The sequence below is a fragment of the Streptomyces sp. NPDC060049 genome (assembly GCF_042736715.1).
GTDB lineage: Bacteria > Actinomycetota > Actinomycetes > Streptomycetales > Streptomycetaceae > Streptomyces.
On sequence record NZ_JBHWVV010000026.1, the window covers coordinates 52965 to 66533 of the forward strand.

At 72.2% G+C, this 13569-nt stretch carries 16 protein-coding genes; 8 read left to right on the forward strand and 8 right to left on the reverse strand.

Features of this window, described 5'->3' with window-relative positions:
* Window positions 1-27 precede the first annotated feature (27 nt).
* Together ACFWBY_RS33845 and ACFWBY_RS33850 are read right to left on the reverse strand one after the other, a co-directional pair.
* Window positions 28-1206 (reverse strand): ABC transporter permease, encoded by a 1179-nt coding sequence (locus ACFWBY_RS33845; protein WP_385337148.1) that lies wholly within the window; start codon window positions 1204-1206, stop codon window positions 28-30.
* A complete protein-coding gene (locus ACFWBY_RS33850) occupies window positions 1203-2123 on the reverse strand; it encodes an ABC transporter ATP-binding protein (protein WP_385337150.1) in 921 nt (306 codons plus the stop codon). The genes ACFWBY_RS33845 and ACFWBY_RS33850 overlap by 4 nt, the downstream gene beginning before the upstream one ends.
* 83 nt (window positions 2124-2206) lie before the next feature.
* Between ACFWBY_RS33850 and ACFWBY_RS33855 the strand changes: the two genes are divergently transcribed.
* Window positions 2207-2623 carry a hypothetical protein gene (locus tag ACFWBY_RS33855; RefSeq protein ID WP_385337153.1) on the forward strand — a complete coding sequence of 139 codons (417 nt, stop codon included), beginning with the start codon at window positions 2207-2209 and terminating at the stop codon, window positions 2621-2623.
* The gene (locus ACFWBY_RS33860; protein WP_385337156.1) at window positions 2620-2925 is read left to right on the forward strand and encodes a transcriptional regulator; all 306 of its coding nucleotides are present in this window, start codon (window positions 2620-2622) and stop codon (window positions 2923-2925) included. Before ACFWBY_RS33855 ends, ACFWBY_RS33860 begins: the two co-directional genes overlap by 4 nt.
* A 76-nt stretch (window positions 2926-3001) precedes the next feature.
* Here ACFWBY_RS33860 and ACFWBY_RS33865 read toward each other — a convergent pair whose 3' ends face one another.
* From ACFWBY_RS33865 to lxmK, 6 genes are all read right to left on the reverse strand, one after another.
* Window positions 3002-3157, reverse strand: coding sequence for an LxmA leader domain family RiPP (locus ACFWBY_RS33865; RefSeq protein WP_214947142.1), 156 nt, complete (start codon window positions 3155-3157; stop codon window positions 3002-3004).
* Between the two features lie 99 nt (window positions 3158-3256).
* On the reverse strand, window positions 3257-3412 hold the full coding sequence (locus ACFWBY_RS33870) for an LxmA leader domain family RiPP (protein WP_214947143.1): 156 nt from the start codon (window positions 3410-3412) through the stop codon (window positions 3257-3259).
* A 314-nt stretch (window positions 3413-3726) separates the two neighbouring features.
* Window positions 3727-3891: an LxmA leader domain family RiPP gene (locus ACFWBY_RS33875; RefSeq protein ID WP_214947144.1), complete on the reverse strand. Its 165-nt coding sequence runs from the start codon at window positions 3889-3891 to the stop codon at window positions 3727-3729.
* A gap of 306 nt (window positions 3892-4197) precedes the next feature.
* Window positions 4198-5505, reverse strand: coding sequence for an NAD(P)/FAD-dependent oxidoreductase (locus ACFWBY_RS33880; protein ID WP_385337160.1), 1308 nt, complete (start codon window positions 5503-5505; stop codon window positions 4198-4200).
* Window positions 5506-5556: 51 nt separating this feature from the next.
* Entirely contained in the window at window positions 5557-6540 is a 984-nt protein-coding gene (locus tag ACFWBY_RS33885; protein WP_385337163.1) for a T3SS effector HopA1 family protein, read from the reverse strand.
* Window position 6541: 1 nt separating this feature from the next.
* Window positions 6542-7648: a class V lanthionine synthetase subunit LxmK gene (gene lxmK, locus ACFWBY_RS33890; protein WP_385337167.1), complete on the reverse strand. Its 1107-nt coding sequence runs from the start codon at window positions 7646-7648 to the stop codon at window positions 6542-6544.
* A 158-nt stretch (window positions 7649-7806) separates the two neighbouring features.
* Here lxmK and ACFWBY_RS33895 point away from each other — a divergent pair, with 158 nt between their 5' ends.
* The 6 genes from ACFWBY_RS33895 to ACFWBY_RS33920 are packed head-to-tail and all read left to right on the forward strand — an operon-like array spanning window position 7807 to window position 13549.
* Window positions 7807-9090: a M16 family metallopeptidase gene (locus ACFWBY_RS33895; protein ID WP_385337170.1), complete on the forward strand. Its 1284-nt coding sequence runs from the start codon at window positions 7807-7809 to the stop codon at window positions 9088-9090.
* A gap of 38 nt (window positions 9091-9128) precedes the next feature.
* Window positions 9129-10466, forward strand: a complete 1338-nt coding sequence (locus ACFWBY_RS33900) for a M16 family metallopeptidase (protein WP_385337173.1) — start codon at window positions 9129-9131, stop codon at window positions 10464-10466.
* Entirely contained in the window at window positions 10463-11455 is a 993-nt protein-coding gene (locus ACFWBY_RS33905; protein WP_385337176.1) for an LLM class flavin-dependent oxidoreductase, read from the forward strand. Before ACFWBY_RS33900 ends, ACFWBY_RS33905 begins: the two co-directional genes overlap by 4 nt.
* The gene (locus ACFWBY_RS33910; protein WP_385337178.1) at window positions 11452-12075 is read left to right on the forward strand and encodes a flavoprotein; all 624 of its coding nucleotides are present in this window, start codon (window positions 11452-11454) and stop codon (window positions 12073-12075) included. The genes ACFWBY_RS33905 and ACFWBY_RS33910 overlap by 4 nt, the downstream gene beginning before the upstream one ends.
* Window positions 12072-13172 carry a hypothetical protein gene (locus tag ACFWBY_RS33915; protein WP_385337181.1) on the forward strand — a complete coding sequence of 367 codons (1101 nt, stop codon included), beginning with the start codon at window positions 12072-12074 and terminating at the stop codon, window positions 13170-13172. The genes ACFWBY_RS33910 and ACFWBY_RS33915 overlap by 4 nt, the downstream gene beginning before the upstream one ends.
* 59 nt (window positions 13173-13231) lie before the next feature.
* The gene (locus ACFWBY_RS33920; protein ID WP_308379001.1) at window positions 13232-13549 is read left to right on the forward strand and encodes a helix-turn-helix domain-containing protein; all 318 of its coding nucleotides are present in this window, start codon (window positions 13232-13234) and stop codon (window positions 13547-13549) included.
* The last annotated feature ends 20 nt before the right edge of the window (window positions 13550-13569 follow it).

Genomic DNA, 13569 nt, shown 5'->3' on the forward strand with positions numbered 1-13569 from the left:
CTCGGGGCGGGTCGGGACGCGGGTCGGTCAGGCGGCCAGGGCCTGGCGCCAGCGCACAGTCGCGCCGATCTTGAGCACGGAGGCCCGGTAGATCCGCGAGGCGAGCCACATGCAGGCGGCCGCGGCGAGGAGCATGACCGCGGCGGCGAGGAGCTGTTCGAGAGGAGAGACGGCCCCGACGCTCGCCTTCAGGGGCATCAGGACCCCGGAGAAGGGGGGCAGGTACTGGACGACTTCGACCCACGGCGCACTCAGATCGTTGGCGGCGACGGCGGCGACGCCCACGGGGAGCAGGGCCAGGATCATGACCGGCATCAAGACGGACTGGAGGTCCTCCGGCCGGGAGACCAGGGATCCGGCGGCGGCGAACAGGCCGGCGAACAGCGCGAAGGAGAGCAAGAACCACACCAGCAGGGAGAGCACGGCGCCGGCCCCCGGCACCACACCGCTGCCGCCGCCCGCGGCGGCCCGCGCGCCGACCAGTGCCCCGACCAGGACGAGGATCTGGAGCACGGCCGCCGTACCGATGCCGGCGACCTTGCCGGCCATCAGGCGCAGGGGCGTCAGGGTGGCGAGGAGGACCTCGACGATGCGGGTGGACTTCTCCTCCACCACGCCTTGGGCGATGAGCGAGCCCTGGCCGACGATCTGCATGAACAGGATGATCACCAGGCTGACGGCGGCGCCGAGTTGTTTGCCGTCCACGCCGTCGCCGATGGTCTCGACCCGCGGCGCGGCCGTGGAGAGCTGCCGGGTGAGGCGGTCCCGGTCGATGCCCTGGTCCTGATAGGCCCGGTTCAGCGCCCAGGTCCGGCCGAGGGCCGCGGCCGCGTCGCGGGCCTGCTGGTCGCCGTCGCCGCGGACCAGGAGCGTGACGTGGCCGTCTTCGACGACGACGGCCGCGTCGGTGTCCTCGTCGGCCGTGGTGGTGCGGGCCTGCGCGATGCCGGAGCAGGCACGGATACGGACGCCCTCGGGCGGTGTGCCGAACTCGGCGGTGTCCGCGCCGCACACGGCGACCTGGAGGGTCTTGGGAGATCCCATGGAGGAGAGGCCCATGATGATGGCGACCACGGCCACCGTCATGATCAGCATCCCGGCGAAGTAGCCCTTGGAGGAGAGGCGGGCGGTGACCTCGCGCTGGTAGACGAGGCCGATGTCGCGCAGCGCGGAGGAGCGGGGGCGGGGGGCGGGCGTGGTCGTCATCGGACGGCACCTTCGGCAGGCTGGGCGGGCTCGATCAGATCGCGGAACATCTCGGTGAGGGTGGGGCGCTGCCAGGCCATGCGGCGTACGCGGCCCTGGTCGACAGCGGCCCTCAGCAGGTCGTTCTCGTCGTGTCCGGCGGCGAGTTCGACGAGGATCCCGTCCTCGTGGGCTTCGTACGCGGCCACGGCGGCGCAGCGGTCCGGCCAGTCGGCGCGGGCTCCGTCGACCTGGAGGAAGAGGCGGGCGGGGCCGGCCGAGTGCAGGACGTCGAGGCTGCCGCAGGCGGCGAGCCTGCCCTCCCGGACGACGCCGACGCGGTCGCACAACCGCTCGACCAGGTCGAGCTGGTGGCTGGAGAAGAGGACGGGTGCGCCGTCGGCGGCCTTTTCCTTGATGACCTGCGCCATGTCCTGGACGGCGAGGGGGTCCAGCCCGGAGAAGGGCTCGTCGAGGATGAGGACGTCGGGGTCGTGCACGAGGGCCGCGGCCAGTTGGACGCGCTGGCGGTTGCCGAGGCTGAGCGCGTCGATCGCCGAGTCGCGGCGCTCGGAGAGGTGAAGGCGCTCGGTCCAGCGCAGCATCGCCGCGCGGGCGTCCTTCGTGTTCAGGCCGTGCAGCCGGCCCAGGTAGACCAGGTGCTTGGCGACGGTCATCTTCGGGTAGAGGCCGCGTTCTTCCGGCATGTAGCCGAAGCGGGCGCTGGTGTGGACGTCCACGGGCGCGCCTCCGTAGCGGACGTCGCCCTCGTCGGCTCCCAGGACGCCGACGGCGATGCGCATGGTGGTGGTCTTGCCGGCTCCGTTGCTGCCGACGAAGCCGAAGATCTCGCCGGGCGGCACGGTGAAGGAGAGCGAGTCGAGGGCCAAGCGTTCGCCGTAGCGCTTGGTGAGCGCGTTGATCTCCAGGGTTTTCACGTCCGGATCTCTCTTCCTGGCTGGGGTGTTGCCGAGGAAGCTACTACTTGAAAATCAGGAAAGTACATGCCAACATGGCAAACATGGATGCAGAACATGCCCGCAACGCCCTCGAAGAGGCCCGCCAGTCCTACGACGCTTCCGTGCAGCTGCGACTGCCCGGCTGGGCCCCGCCCGTCTGTGCCGTCCTCGTGGGCGGCGCGATCGCTCTCGCCGGCTCCAGCCCCGAGCCCGGCTGGTTAAAGCTCCTCAGCGTCGCGGGGGGAGTCCTCCTCGCGCTGGCGGCGGCCGCACTGGTCCTGCGGATCCGGGCCCGCCAAGGCGTCGTCGGCCTGCGCGGACCGGCGCGCGAGCGCTGGCGGACGGTGGGCATCAGCTGCGTGACCATCGTCGTGTGCGCGCTGACCTCGTCGCCGAACACCCGCTGGATCTACGCCGGACTGGGCGTCGTCGTCGGCGCCTACACCTGGGTGGCACTCCACAGAAAGGCCCGCGCATGACGGACGAGGACGAATTGGACGACGCCTTCCGCACGGCCAACCGGCTGCGGATGTCGGCCTTCCTGTCCGGCTGCGACGAGGCGGAGTTCCGCGCGGTACAGGAGTACTGCGGCCTCTCCCCGTCGAACCTGTCGAAGAACGTCGCCGCCTTGGAGGAACTCGGCTACCTCGCGGTGCGCAAGGGCCACGTGGGCAAGACCCCCCGCACCTGGCTCTCCCTCACCGACCGCGGCCGCAGCGCCCTGGCGGGGCACCTGACCGCCCTGCGGACCATCGCGGAGACGGCCGCGCGCCACGCCTGAGGCAGCGCCGCGCGACCGGGGCGCCCGGCCCACCGCGAGCGGTGGGTGACGGCGCCCCGTGCGCATCGGACACTGTTCAGCAGGCGATGTCGTACGTCTTCGCCGAGGCGACGAACGACGCGACCGTCAGGGAGACGATCTCGATCGTGGCGGGCGCGCCGTCCAGTGCGTCGGCGGCGAACTCCTCCGCGTCGGTGTAGGCGGCGTAACCGGCGATGAGCTTCTCGTTCATGAGGTTCCTTCCTTGGGCGGGGAAGAGCAGCGACCTCCGAAGTGGCTGCCGGCTCTTCCGTACGGTCGTCTCAGGCGAGCGGCCCGGCGGCCGCCGCAATCAGCACTTGATGTCGTAGGTCTCCGCGGAGGCGACGAACGACGCGACGGTCAGGGAGATGATCTCGATCGTGGCCGGCGCGCTGTCGAGCACGTTGGCGGCGAACTCGTCGGCGTTGGTGTAGGCGGCGTAACCGGCGATCAGCTTCTCGTTCATGGGAACTGCCTCTCTCGAAACGTGGACCGGAGGGCCGGGATCTTTTCGGCCGCTCCGGCTGACGAGGTGAAATCTGGCACGCGCCGCGCGGGACTGTCGACGACCGTTCGGCGGCGACGTTTAGCCGGGAACCGGCCCTATCTGCGGGAACCGGCAGACATCGGCAAGCTGGGGCAATGCTTGGAAAGGACCTCAAAACGCCGCGGTGCGGTTCCCCGGGACCGGGGAACCGCACCGTGTGGTGACACCAGCGGACACGGGAGGGGGGTCTCCCGCCGGGCCGCCGCGTCGAAGAAGCCGGTCGAATGCCGGATTCAGCAGCCGACGTCGAAGGTGGCCGCGACGCTGGCACCCACGGAGGCGGCGGAGACGACCCAGCTCACGGTCTCGATGGTGGCCGGCGCGTCGCCCAGGGTGGTCGAGCCGAACTCGTCGGCGTCGGTGTAGGCGGCGTAACCGGCGATGAGCTTCTCGTTCATGAGAATGACCTCTCTAGCGATCTGAAACCGTGGCCCGAAGGCTTTCCGGCTTTCTTCTGACAAAGAGAAATCTGCCACATCCCCGGAGGGCTGTCGACGCTTTGAAATTTGACCCGTTTAACCAGAATCCCGGCTGACCTGCGGGAATGTGACTGGAACTCAATATTTGCGGATCCGTAGGCCTGACCAGGCCCTGTCCGCACCTGAAAACAAAATGATGCGGCTCCCCGGTAATTACCGGAAAACCGCACCATCGGCAGTGAAATACAGTGCCGGCCTCAGACCGTGGCGGCAGCCGCCACCGCCTCAGACCGTGGCGGCAGCCGCCTCCGCCTCCATACGGGCCTTCGCCTGCTCCGTACGCTCCGTCATGACCTCCACGAGGCCTTCCATGCCCATGGGGTCGAAGTCCACCAGGTCGGCCACGGCGCCGATGCCGGAGATCAGCGCGATGAAGCCGACCCGCGAGGACGTCGTGTACATCTGCGTGACCTCCTGGGCCCGCTGCATGTACTCCTCCCGCAGCCGGTTGGGGTCCATGAAGAAGCGCACGTACGTGAGGATGTCCTTGAACAACTGCCGGTAGACGCCGTCGAAGCGCTGGAGGGCGTGCGTGGCGTTCGCGGGGTCGGCCAGCGCCACGTTCAGTGCGCGCGCCGCGAGCCACGCACCCGAACTGCCGAGCCACACCCCGGAGGAGAACAGCGGGTCGACGAAGGCGGCCGCGTCACCGACCGCGACCCATCCCGGCCCGTGGAAGGTATCGCTGAGGTGCGACCAGTCGCGTGCGGTGTTCAGCTCCGTCTGGGTGTCGTCGGCGTTGACCATGGTCTTGGCGATGTTGCTGGCGGCCAGGCCCCGCAGGTAGATGTCGCGCTGGCTCAGCCCCTGGCGCAGCAGCTCCGTCAGCTGCTCCGCCGGCAGCACGAGCCCCATGCTCAGCTTGTCCTTGGACAGCGGGATGCCCCACATCCACCCCCCGCCCTCGATCGCCTCGCACAGGATGTCGTCGCCGTGCTCGATGGGTGTGAACGTGTCGTAGTAGCCCCAGATCGCCACGTTGCGCAGGTCGTCCTGCCACTGGGTCTCGGTGGTGCGGCGGGCGACGACGCGCGACTGCCCCGAGGCGTCGACCACGTAGCGGCTGTCGACCTGGAACCGCTCACCGCCGTGCGTGTACACCAGGCCGGTCACCGCACCCGAGTCGGCGCCGAGCACCTCGGTGACGTGCGCCTCCTCCAGGACGGTCGCGCCCAGGGTGCGGGCGTTGTCCAGCATCAGCTCGTCGAACTCGCTGCGGGTGACGTGCCAGGCGTGGCTGTAGATGCTGCCGGTCGAGGAGAAGTCGCTGCGCCACGGCTGCGGGTCCTGGCCCCAGCGCAGGGAGATCCCGGACTTGTGCTGGAATCGCCGGTCCAGCTCCTCCACCAGGCCGAGTTCCTCCATCAGCGGGGTCATGCCCGTGACCAGCGATTCCCCGATGTGGTAGCGGGGGAACTTCTCCCGCTCCAGGATGAGCACCCGGTGTCCGGACCGGGCGAGGAGCCCGCCGATCGTCGAACCGGCCGGTCCGCCGCCCACCACGACCACGTCGTAGCTCTGGATGTCAGTCATGTGCGTAGTCCCTTCCAGGGATCTGTCTCGGTGTCGTGGATCCGGTCCGGTTCAGGACGGCCGGAGGACATCGGTGATGGGGGAGGAGAGGTTGCGGGCCGGCTCGGCGGGGTCGATCCCGGCGTCGAGGAAGGCCGTGGCGACGGTGTCGGCCAAGGGCTCGCTCCCGTCGCCCGCGTCCGTCGCGTGCCGTACGAGCGCTTCGGCGAACACCTGCGCGCGGTGCTGGCCGAAGCTCAGCTCCTGCCGTGCCCGCCGCGGGTCGTCCGGCTCGAAGGCGCATCCCACCGACGGGGTGAGGGCCCGGGTGAAGGGCGAGGTTCCCCCGGCGAGCAGTCCGGTGGCCTGGAGCGCCGACGCGCAGTCGCGGGCGACCCTCCAGGAAGGGCGCGGGAGGTAGACGACGAGGGCGTCGTTGCGGGGGTACACGATCGGGGAGGAGGCGATCTTCGCCTGCCAGGGCACGCCCGAGTCCTCCAGGAAGTCCACCAGAGCCCGCCAGACCTCCGGCGCGGCGCCCGGAGTGTCCAGGTGCCCGTACAGGCGCAGCAGCGGTCCCCTGCGCTCGGGCGCGGGGAGGCTGGAGTTGGCCAGGAAGAAGCCCGACGACAGACCCGGCCGGGCGCAGGGCACGACGACGGTGACCCGCTCGCCGCCGCTGCCGTCGTCGCTGCGCGCGCTCACCCGGTCGTGCGGGACACGGACCCGCAGCCCTTCCAGCAGCACGACGAGGTGGTCCTCGGCCTCCGCGGCCAGCCGCCCCACGGAGGTGGTGGTCCGCTCCCCGGTGGCCTCGTCGAGAGCCGCGTCCAGGGCGGCGTTGCGCAGCGACCGCGGCTTGGCGTCCAGCGGCTTGGCGCGGCCGGAGTGCAGGGTGTCGTAGAGGACGGAGCCCAGGCGGCGGGCTAGCGCCTGCGGATTGTCCGCCTCGTAGAGCTCGCCCGCGGTTTCCGCCTTGAGCCCGCCGGCGGTCACGGTGACCCGCTCGGCCAGCACGGCGATGCGGTCGGCCAGGCCGAGGTTTCCGTACGGCATGTCAGGCCTCCAGACCCAGGGACGAGGTGAATTCGGCCGGGGACAGGAGCACCGTGCGCCCGATGCCCGCCGCGGCCTTGGAGACCGGCGACAGACGGGTCGAGGAGCTCGCCGTGGCGAGCATGCGGTCCATCATGTGCCAGCCGGCGTAGGCGGCGGCCCGGGCCGAAAGCTCCCCGTCGTCCCGGACGGAGCGGGGGGCGTGCTCCAGGTAGGCGGCGTAGAAGCGGCGGACGACCGGGCTGCGCTGCTCGATCTCGCCGACGCCGGTCGCGATGATCTCCTCGTGGCTCGGGGTGTGCCCCATCGGGGAGGACTCGGCCAAAGTCACCGGGATCCGCAGGGCGGCCTGGAAGAGCCACTCGCCGGCGAACGCGCCGAGGTCCCTGGCGGGGTCGCCGATCCGGGCCTCTTCGAAGTCCGTCAGGTACAGCCGGCCGCCGGCGAGCAGGAACTGGTCCAGCCGCATGTCGCCGTGGATCGGGCACCGGGACGGGATGGTCTCGTCGTCAGCGTGGCGCAGCCGGCGCAAGGCCTCGGCCAACTGCGGGTCGCCGTGCATCAGCCGCCACGTGGCCAGTTCGGCGGCGGTCGCCCCGGTGAAGAAGGCGTACGGCACCGCGTCGAGGTTCCCGGTCGGCGGCAGCGGGTGCGGCGCGGTGTCGAAGCCCGCCGGATCCAGCCCGTGCACGGCGGCCACGGCGATGGCCGCCTGCTCGGCGAGCACCTCGTCGAAGGCGTCGTCCGCGGCCAGTTCGGCACCGCTGCGGCTCTCGCCGAGCCGGGCGAAGACCAGCAGCCCGTTCTCCGGGTCCGAGCCGAGGAGGCGCGGCGTCGCCACGCGGTCGGCGGCCGCGGCGCAGAACGCCGTGGTGCGCTCCAGCCGGGCTTCCCTGTCGGGCCCGTTGATGCGTTTGACGAAAACATCCGTTCCGTCGGCGGTCTTTCCGCTCCAATTGTCATTGCGTCCGGGATTCGCCTGCACAGTGGCCCGGTCGAGAATTCCCATCCCGAGCCGTGCGAGCAGTGAATCGACCTCCGGAACACCGTCAAGATCGACCGGCGTGAGCTGGACGGCCCCGCCTCGTACACGGCTTCCTGTCTCCATACGGCGGACAGTAGGGAGGGATCCGCGCAGGCGGCAACCTCCAATTTTCCCGGTAAGTTGAAGTTCGGGGAGACCCCGTGCCCGCCCTGCTGGGCTTTTCTCCCGCGGCATTAAGTAATGGTTGGTGGCCCCGCGCCGACGCGGCTGTAATCCTCGGTATGCCGGACGCAGCGGACGCCATCCATCACACGACACTCGACAACGGCCTGCGCCTCGTGGCCCAGCGCGTCGAAGGAGCCAGCGGGGTCGGAGTATCGGTGAACTACCGGGTCGGCTTCCGGACCGAGACACCCGGCCGGTCGGGTTTCGCCCACCTCTTCGAACACATGATGTTCCAGGGTTCCCGCAACACCGTTCCGGGAGAGCACTTCGCCGCCGTGCAGGCGTGCGGCGGGATCGTCAACGGCAACACGTTCCCCGACTCGACCGACTACTTCCAGGTCGTGCCCGCCGGCGCGCTGCGCAAGGTGCTGGACCTGGAGGCCGACCGCATGGGCTTCCTGACGATCTCTCCGGAACAGTTCGCCACACAGCGCAGCGTGGTGAAGGAGGAGATACGCCTCCAGGTCACCGGGAGGCCCTACGGCGGATTCCCGTGGACCGTGCTGCCCGGCGTGATGTTCGAGCGGTGGGCGAACACCCACAACGGCTTCGGTGAACTGGCCGACCTCGACGCCGCGACCACCGAGGACTGCAGCGCCTTCTTCCGTACGTACTACGCCCCGGGCAACGCCGTCCTGGCCATGTGCGGCGACCTCGACCCCGAGATGGCCCTCGCCGAGGCCCGAGCGGCCTTCCGTGGCGTACCCGGCCGGACCGTGCCGGGACCTCCGCCCGACCTGGCTGAGCCGCTGCCCGAACAGGAGCGGCGCGGCGTCCGCTTCGACCCGCTGGCCCCCCAGCCGGCGCTGGCGCTGGGTGCCCGCCTCCCCGACGCCCGGCGCGACCTGCGGGCGTACGCCGCCCACGTCGCGCTCACCCACCTGCTGACCACTGGCAGCCACGCCCGGCTTCGCGCCGCCCTGACCCCGCTCGGCGCGAAGGTGGACTCGGCCGCGGGCTACTTCGGGCCGCTCGCCGTCACCCACCCCGACACCTTCGTCATCGTCGCCCACCACGCGCCCGGGCTGGCCGACGAGGTCGAGGAGACCGTCAAGGGCCACCTCGCGGAGGTCGCGGGCGGCGCGGCCCACGGAGCGGAGACGGCGCGCGCGGTGGCCTGCGCCCGTACCGCCTTCTACCGGGACTTCGACTCGATCGCCTACCGCGTACGGTTCCTCGCCCGCGGGGCACTCCTCTTCGACCGGGCCGGAATCGGCGAGGACCTCGCCCGGCACATCGACGACCTCAGCGACGGCGACCTCGCCGCCGCGGCGGCCGACGTGTCCTCCCCCGCGGGACGCGCGCTGCTCACCCTGCTGCCCGAGGAGCCCGCCCGATGAGCGCCCACACCGTGCCTGCTGTGCCTGGCGTGCCTGCCATGTCCGGCGTTTCGGGGGTCCGCGCCGCCGCTGCCGTTTCGGTGGTGCCCGCCCCGGAGGTCCTCACGAGCCGGACCCCGGGAGGGCTGCGCCTGGCCGCCACCCCCCTGCGCACCGTGCCGCTCCTCCAAGCCCGCCTCGCGCTGCGGCTGCCCCTGCACACCCCGGCCGACCTGGCGGCATCGGACGTCGTGGCCGCCTGCTGGTCCCTCCACCCGGCGACGGCCCGGCTGGAACAGGCCGGCGGCATCGCCGCCGCTAGCCGCCGCCGCGACTGGCTCCTGCTCGGCCTGCACGCCACCGCCGACCTCCAGCCCCTCATGGCGCAGACCCTGGCCGACCTCGTCCACGCCACCTTCGACGCCCGCGCCGTCGAACGCGCCGTCACCCTCGTCACCCGGCAGGCCGCGGCGGCCGCCTCCCAGCCCTCCGTGCACGCCACGCGCCTCATGTGGTCGCAGTACTACGGGCACCTGCCGCCGGCCGTGGACCCGGCCCCGGATCCCGCCCTGACGGCCGCCGTCACCCCCGATGACGTCACCGAGGCGTTCGCCCGGTTCGTCTCCCCCCACCGCGGCCACCTCGCCCTCGTCGGCGCCGCCGAGCCGGAGCAGGTCATGGCCCGGTTCGCGGCCGCGGTGTCCGGCTGGACGGACCGCTCCCAGGACCGCTTCCAGGACCCCGCCCCAGGCACCGCCGGCCGGCCGCGACCCGCGATCACGACCGGCCACCGCCCCGGCCAGGAGCAGGCACGCATCCGCCTGGTCGCGCCCGCCCCGCCCCGACGCGGCCTCCAGGACTACGCCGCCCACCAGATCGCCGCCACCGTCCTCGGCGGCAGCTTCTCCTCCCGCATCAACACGGTGCTGCGGGAACGGGACGGCCTGGCCTACCGGTGCCGGGCCGCCACCGACTACGTCGACCGGGACGTCGTGGTCATCGAGGCCGACGTACACACCCGCCACGCCCCGCGGGCCATGCTGCTGCTGCGGGACCTGACCGAGGAGTTCGCCACCACCGGCCCCACCGAGGAGGAGTTCCTCGCGGCCCGCGGCTACGTCACCGGCGCCTACGCGATCAACGCGGGCTCCCAGAGCGGCCGCGCCTCCCTGCTCACCGCGGCCGTCACCCAGGACCTGCCGACGGCGCTGACCGAAGTACCGCGGGCCGTCGCCCGCCTGACCCTCGCCGATGTCCGCGCCGCCGCCGCGCACTTCGCCCCGGACCGCTTCAGCGGCGCGGTCTGCGCCGACGCGGCCGACCTGCCCGGCTCGTGGCCCTGGGAGTCCGCCGGGCCTGGCCGCACCACCCCGCCCGCCTCCAGCAGCGAAGGATGACCACGTTGCCCACGATCAGCGTCATGTACCCGGCGATGCCCGCGGACATAGGGGACGTGCTGCCCTACGCCCGGGTCGCCGAGAACACGTCCGGCCGCCGCCTGTGGCTCGGACAGTCGTTCACCATCGAGACCCACACCGTCTTCGCCGCCCTGACCGGCATGGGCCTCGACATCGGCTTCGGCACCGCGGTCACCCTCATGCCCCTGCGCCACCCCATGACCGCGGCCGTCAACGCCCGGTCGATCGCGGCCCTGTCCGGGCACTCGTACATCAGCGGCATCGGCCCCGGTGGCCAGGAACTCCAGCGCCGCGTCAACGGAGCCCCGTACGAGAAGCCCGTGACCGCGGCCCGCCACTACGTCCGCATGATGCGCACCCTGCTCGACGGCAAACTCGCCACCGGCGATGGCGGGCCCTGGGAGACCGAGGGGGTCGAACTCTCCGTGATGGACACGCCGCCGGTCGAAATCGGCCTCGGCGTGCTGCGCCCGGCGATGGCACGGCTGGCCGGGCAAGCCGCCGACTGGGCCATCACCTGGCTGACCCCCCTGTCCTACCTCGGCGAGCGCCTCCTGCCCGTCATGGCCGAGGCCGCGCGGGACGCCGGTCGGCCCGGCCCCCCGCGCGTCGCCAGCGTCGTCCACTGCGCCCTCACACGGCCCGGCCGCGACCTGCGACAGGTCGCCCTCAAGGCCGTCGGGCCGCACCTGTCCTCCCCCCACTACACCGACATGCTGCGCCAGGCCGGCATCCCCGTCGACCGCACCGACCCCGCGGCCGGAGCGCGACTCGTCATCGAGCACGGCCTGTTCGCGACCGGCGACGCCGACGAGATCGCCGCCACGCTGGCCGCGTACCACGACGCCGGCGTCGACGACGTGATCGTCAACGTCTGCGGCCTGCACATGCACGAGGGGCCCGGCGCCGCGATCCGCGACCTCGCCGCCATCACCACGGCCTTCGCCCGACGAGGTGGGCGGCGATGAGCGTCCTGCCCACACCCTCCCCGGCGGCCGCACCCGAGTTCCGTGCCCGCCGGCTCCTCTACATCACCACCGGCGGGATACAGGCGATGCTCCTGCCGGCCTGGATGAGCTGGCTGCGCACCCACTACCCGCACACCGAAGTCCACAGCGTGATCACCCGGTCCGCCCGGCGCTTCGTCGGGACCACCGCCGTCGCCGCCACGGGCGGCCGGGGGCTCCCGACCATCGACACCTGGCCGGACGAACCGGACGGCGCCCTGCACACGCACCTCGCCGCATGGCCCGACGCCGTACTCGTCCACCCGGCGACCATGCACTTCATCGCCCGTCTCTCGACGGGCCTCGCGGACACCCCCGTGCTCCTCGCGCTCCAGTGCACCCGGGCCCCCATCGTGATCTGCCCGTCGCTCCCGCCCGGCGGCCACCTCAACCCCGCCTACCAGCGGCACGTGGTCGAACTGTCGACGAGGGAGAACATCACCGTCCTGCCGCCCGTGAACGGGGTCAGCGCGTCCACCGGCGAGGAGGGCATCGGCAGCGCCGCCTACCTCCCCGACGCCCTCACCGCCTTGGAGGACCTGCGGGCATGGGCCGCGCCGAGCAGCGGTGATGCCGCGTGAGCGCGTACGACGCCGGGCAGCGGACGTCCACGATCGACGCCGGGCAGCAGACCTCCACGTACGGCACCGGGCTCCAGACCACCCGCGTCACCCGGCTCCCCGACGGAACCGTCCGCTGGAGCCACAGCCGCGGCAGCAACCACCCGGCCCCCTACCCGCCCGTCCCGCACGACTTCACGACGCGGGCGCACGCCGCCTCCGACGACGAGCTGCGCTTCGCGACGCCCGTGGAGGCCGACGCGCAGCACGGCACCTGGGACACCGCCGGAAGCCGCAGCGCCGCACGGCTCCTGCTCGCGGGGGACGGCTCGTCCGAGCGGGGCGGCACGTCCGAGCGGGGCGGCACGTCCGAGCGGGGCGGCACGTCCGAGCAGGGCGCCACGTCCAGGCAGGGCGCCACGGACGCCACGGTCGAACCGGACGGCCCGGTCGGCTCCATGCTCGGCCGTCTCGGCGCCCGTCTGCGCGTCCTGCACACCGCGCGGCCCGCGACCGCGTACCTCGGCCAGTACCCGGCGCCGCCCGGCCTGACCCGGTTCCAGCCCTGGCTCGACGGCGGCCGCGGCACCCGGGCGGGCGCCGGCTTCCACTACCGGCTGCGCAGCAGCCTCGGTCCCGACCGGCTCGCCAAGCTGCGCGAGTTCACCGAGACCCTGCTGCGGCCGACGGACGCGGACACCGTGCTGCACGGCTGGCTGACGCTCGGCAACATCGTGATGCCCGACGACCCCGGGACCGGTCCCGGAACCGGTCCAGGCCGGCCTGCCGTCGTGCTGTCCGGTCTGGAAGCCGCCCGGGGACGTCCCGAGGCGGACATCGGCTGGATCGTGGGGGAGATCGAGGAGTTCCGCCGTACCGCCGAACTGGCCTCCACGCCCCGGCCCCGCCTCCCCGGTCTGACAACGGCCTTCCTCCAGGGGTACGGCCCGGCCGGCTGGGACCGGGACGTCGTCGCCGCCGGGGCGGTGGTCCGCATCGCCACGCACGCCCACGACTTCGCCAACTACGTCGGCTGGCACGACAGCCTCCACACGTACATACCGATGCTCGCGGACCTCCTGGACAGCGACGGCAACACCGCCCTGCCCGACCTGTGAGGCCCGGCACCGTCGCCCGGCCCTGCCCGACCGTAGACGCAGCACACAGGGGGAATGCCGTGTCGCCGCAACCCGTCCTACCGCCCCAAGAGAAGGCGCGCCTCGTCTTGGACCTGCTGGGCAAGCGCATCACCCTCTCCCAGGCCGCGCAGCGTGCGGGCGTCTCGCCGCAGGCCGTCGCCAACTGGCGCCGACAGTTCATCAGCGCCGGCCACGAAGGCCTGCGCCCTCCCGTCCGCCGCTCCGAGGAGGCCGAGCGCGAACGCCGGCTCCTGGACCAGATCACGCTGCTGAAGGCGGCGCTGGGCGAGGCCCACCTCGCACTGCGCCAGCACCGCCGCGAACCCGGCCGCAGACCCGGCGGGACCCGCATCTGACCCCCGGACGGCCGGAACAA

Excerpts from the sequence above, each read along its gene's own strand:
- ACFWBY_RS33845 (WP_385337148.1), bottom strand. The coding sequence starts at position 1,206 with ATGACGACCACGCCCGCCCCCCGCCCCCGCTCCTCCGCGCTGCGCGAC.
- ACFWBY_RS33855 (WP_385337153.1), top strand. The coding sequence starts at position 2,207 with ATGGATGCAGAACATGCCCGCAACGCCCTCGAAGAGGCCCGCCAGTCC.
- ACFWBY_RS33860 (WP_385337156.1), top strand. The coding sequence starts at position 2,620 with ATGACGGACGAGGACGAATTGGACGACGCCTTCCGCACGGCCAACCGG.
- ACFWBY_RS33865 (WP_214947142.1), bottom strand. The coding sequence starts at position 3,157 with ATGAACGAGAAGCTCATCGCCGGTTACGCCGCCTACACCGACGCGGAG.
- ACFWBY_RS33870 (WP_214947143.1), bottom strand. The coding sequence starts at position 3,412 with ATGAACGAGAAGCTGATCGCCGGTTACGCCGCCTACACCAACGCCGAC.
- ACFWBY_RS33875 (WP_214947144.1), bottom strand. The coding sequence starts at position 3,891 with ATGAACGAGAAGCTCATCGCCGGTTACGCCGCCTACACCGACGCCGAC.
- ACFWBY_RS33880 (WP_385337160.1), bottom strand. The coding sequence starts at position 5,505 with ATGACTGACATCCAGAGCTACGACGTGGTCGTGGTGGGCGGCGGACCG.
- ACFWBY_RS33885 (WP_385337163.1), bottom strand. The coding sequence starts at position 6,540 with ATGCCGTACGGAAACCTCGGCCTGGCCGACCGCATCGCCGTGCTGGCC.
- lxmK (WP_385337167.1), bottom strand. The coding sequence starts at position 7,648 with ATGGAGACAGGAAGCCGTGTACGAGGCGGGGCCGTCCAGCTCACGCCG.
- ACFWBY_RS33895 (WP_385337170.1), top strand. The coding sequence starts at position 7,807 with ATGCCGGACGCAGCGGACGCCATCCATCACACGACACTCGACAACGGC.
- ACFWBY_RS33900 (WP_385337173.1), top strand. The coding sequence starts at position 9,129 with ATGTCCGGCGTTTCGGGGGTCCGCGCCGCCGCTGCCGTTTCGGTGGTG.
- ACFWBY_RS33905 (WP_385337176.1), top strand. The coding sequence starts at position 10,463 with ATGACCACGTTGCCCACGATCAGCGTCATGTACCCGGCGATGCCCGCG.
- ACFWBY_RS33910 (WP_385337178.1), top strand. The coding sequence starts at position 11,452 with ATGAGCGTCCTGCCCACACCCTCCCCGGCGGCCGCACCCGAGTTCCGT.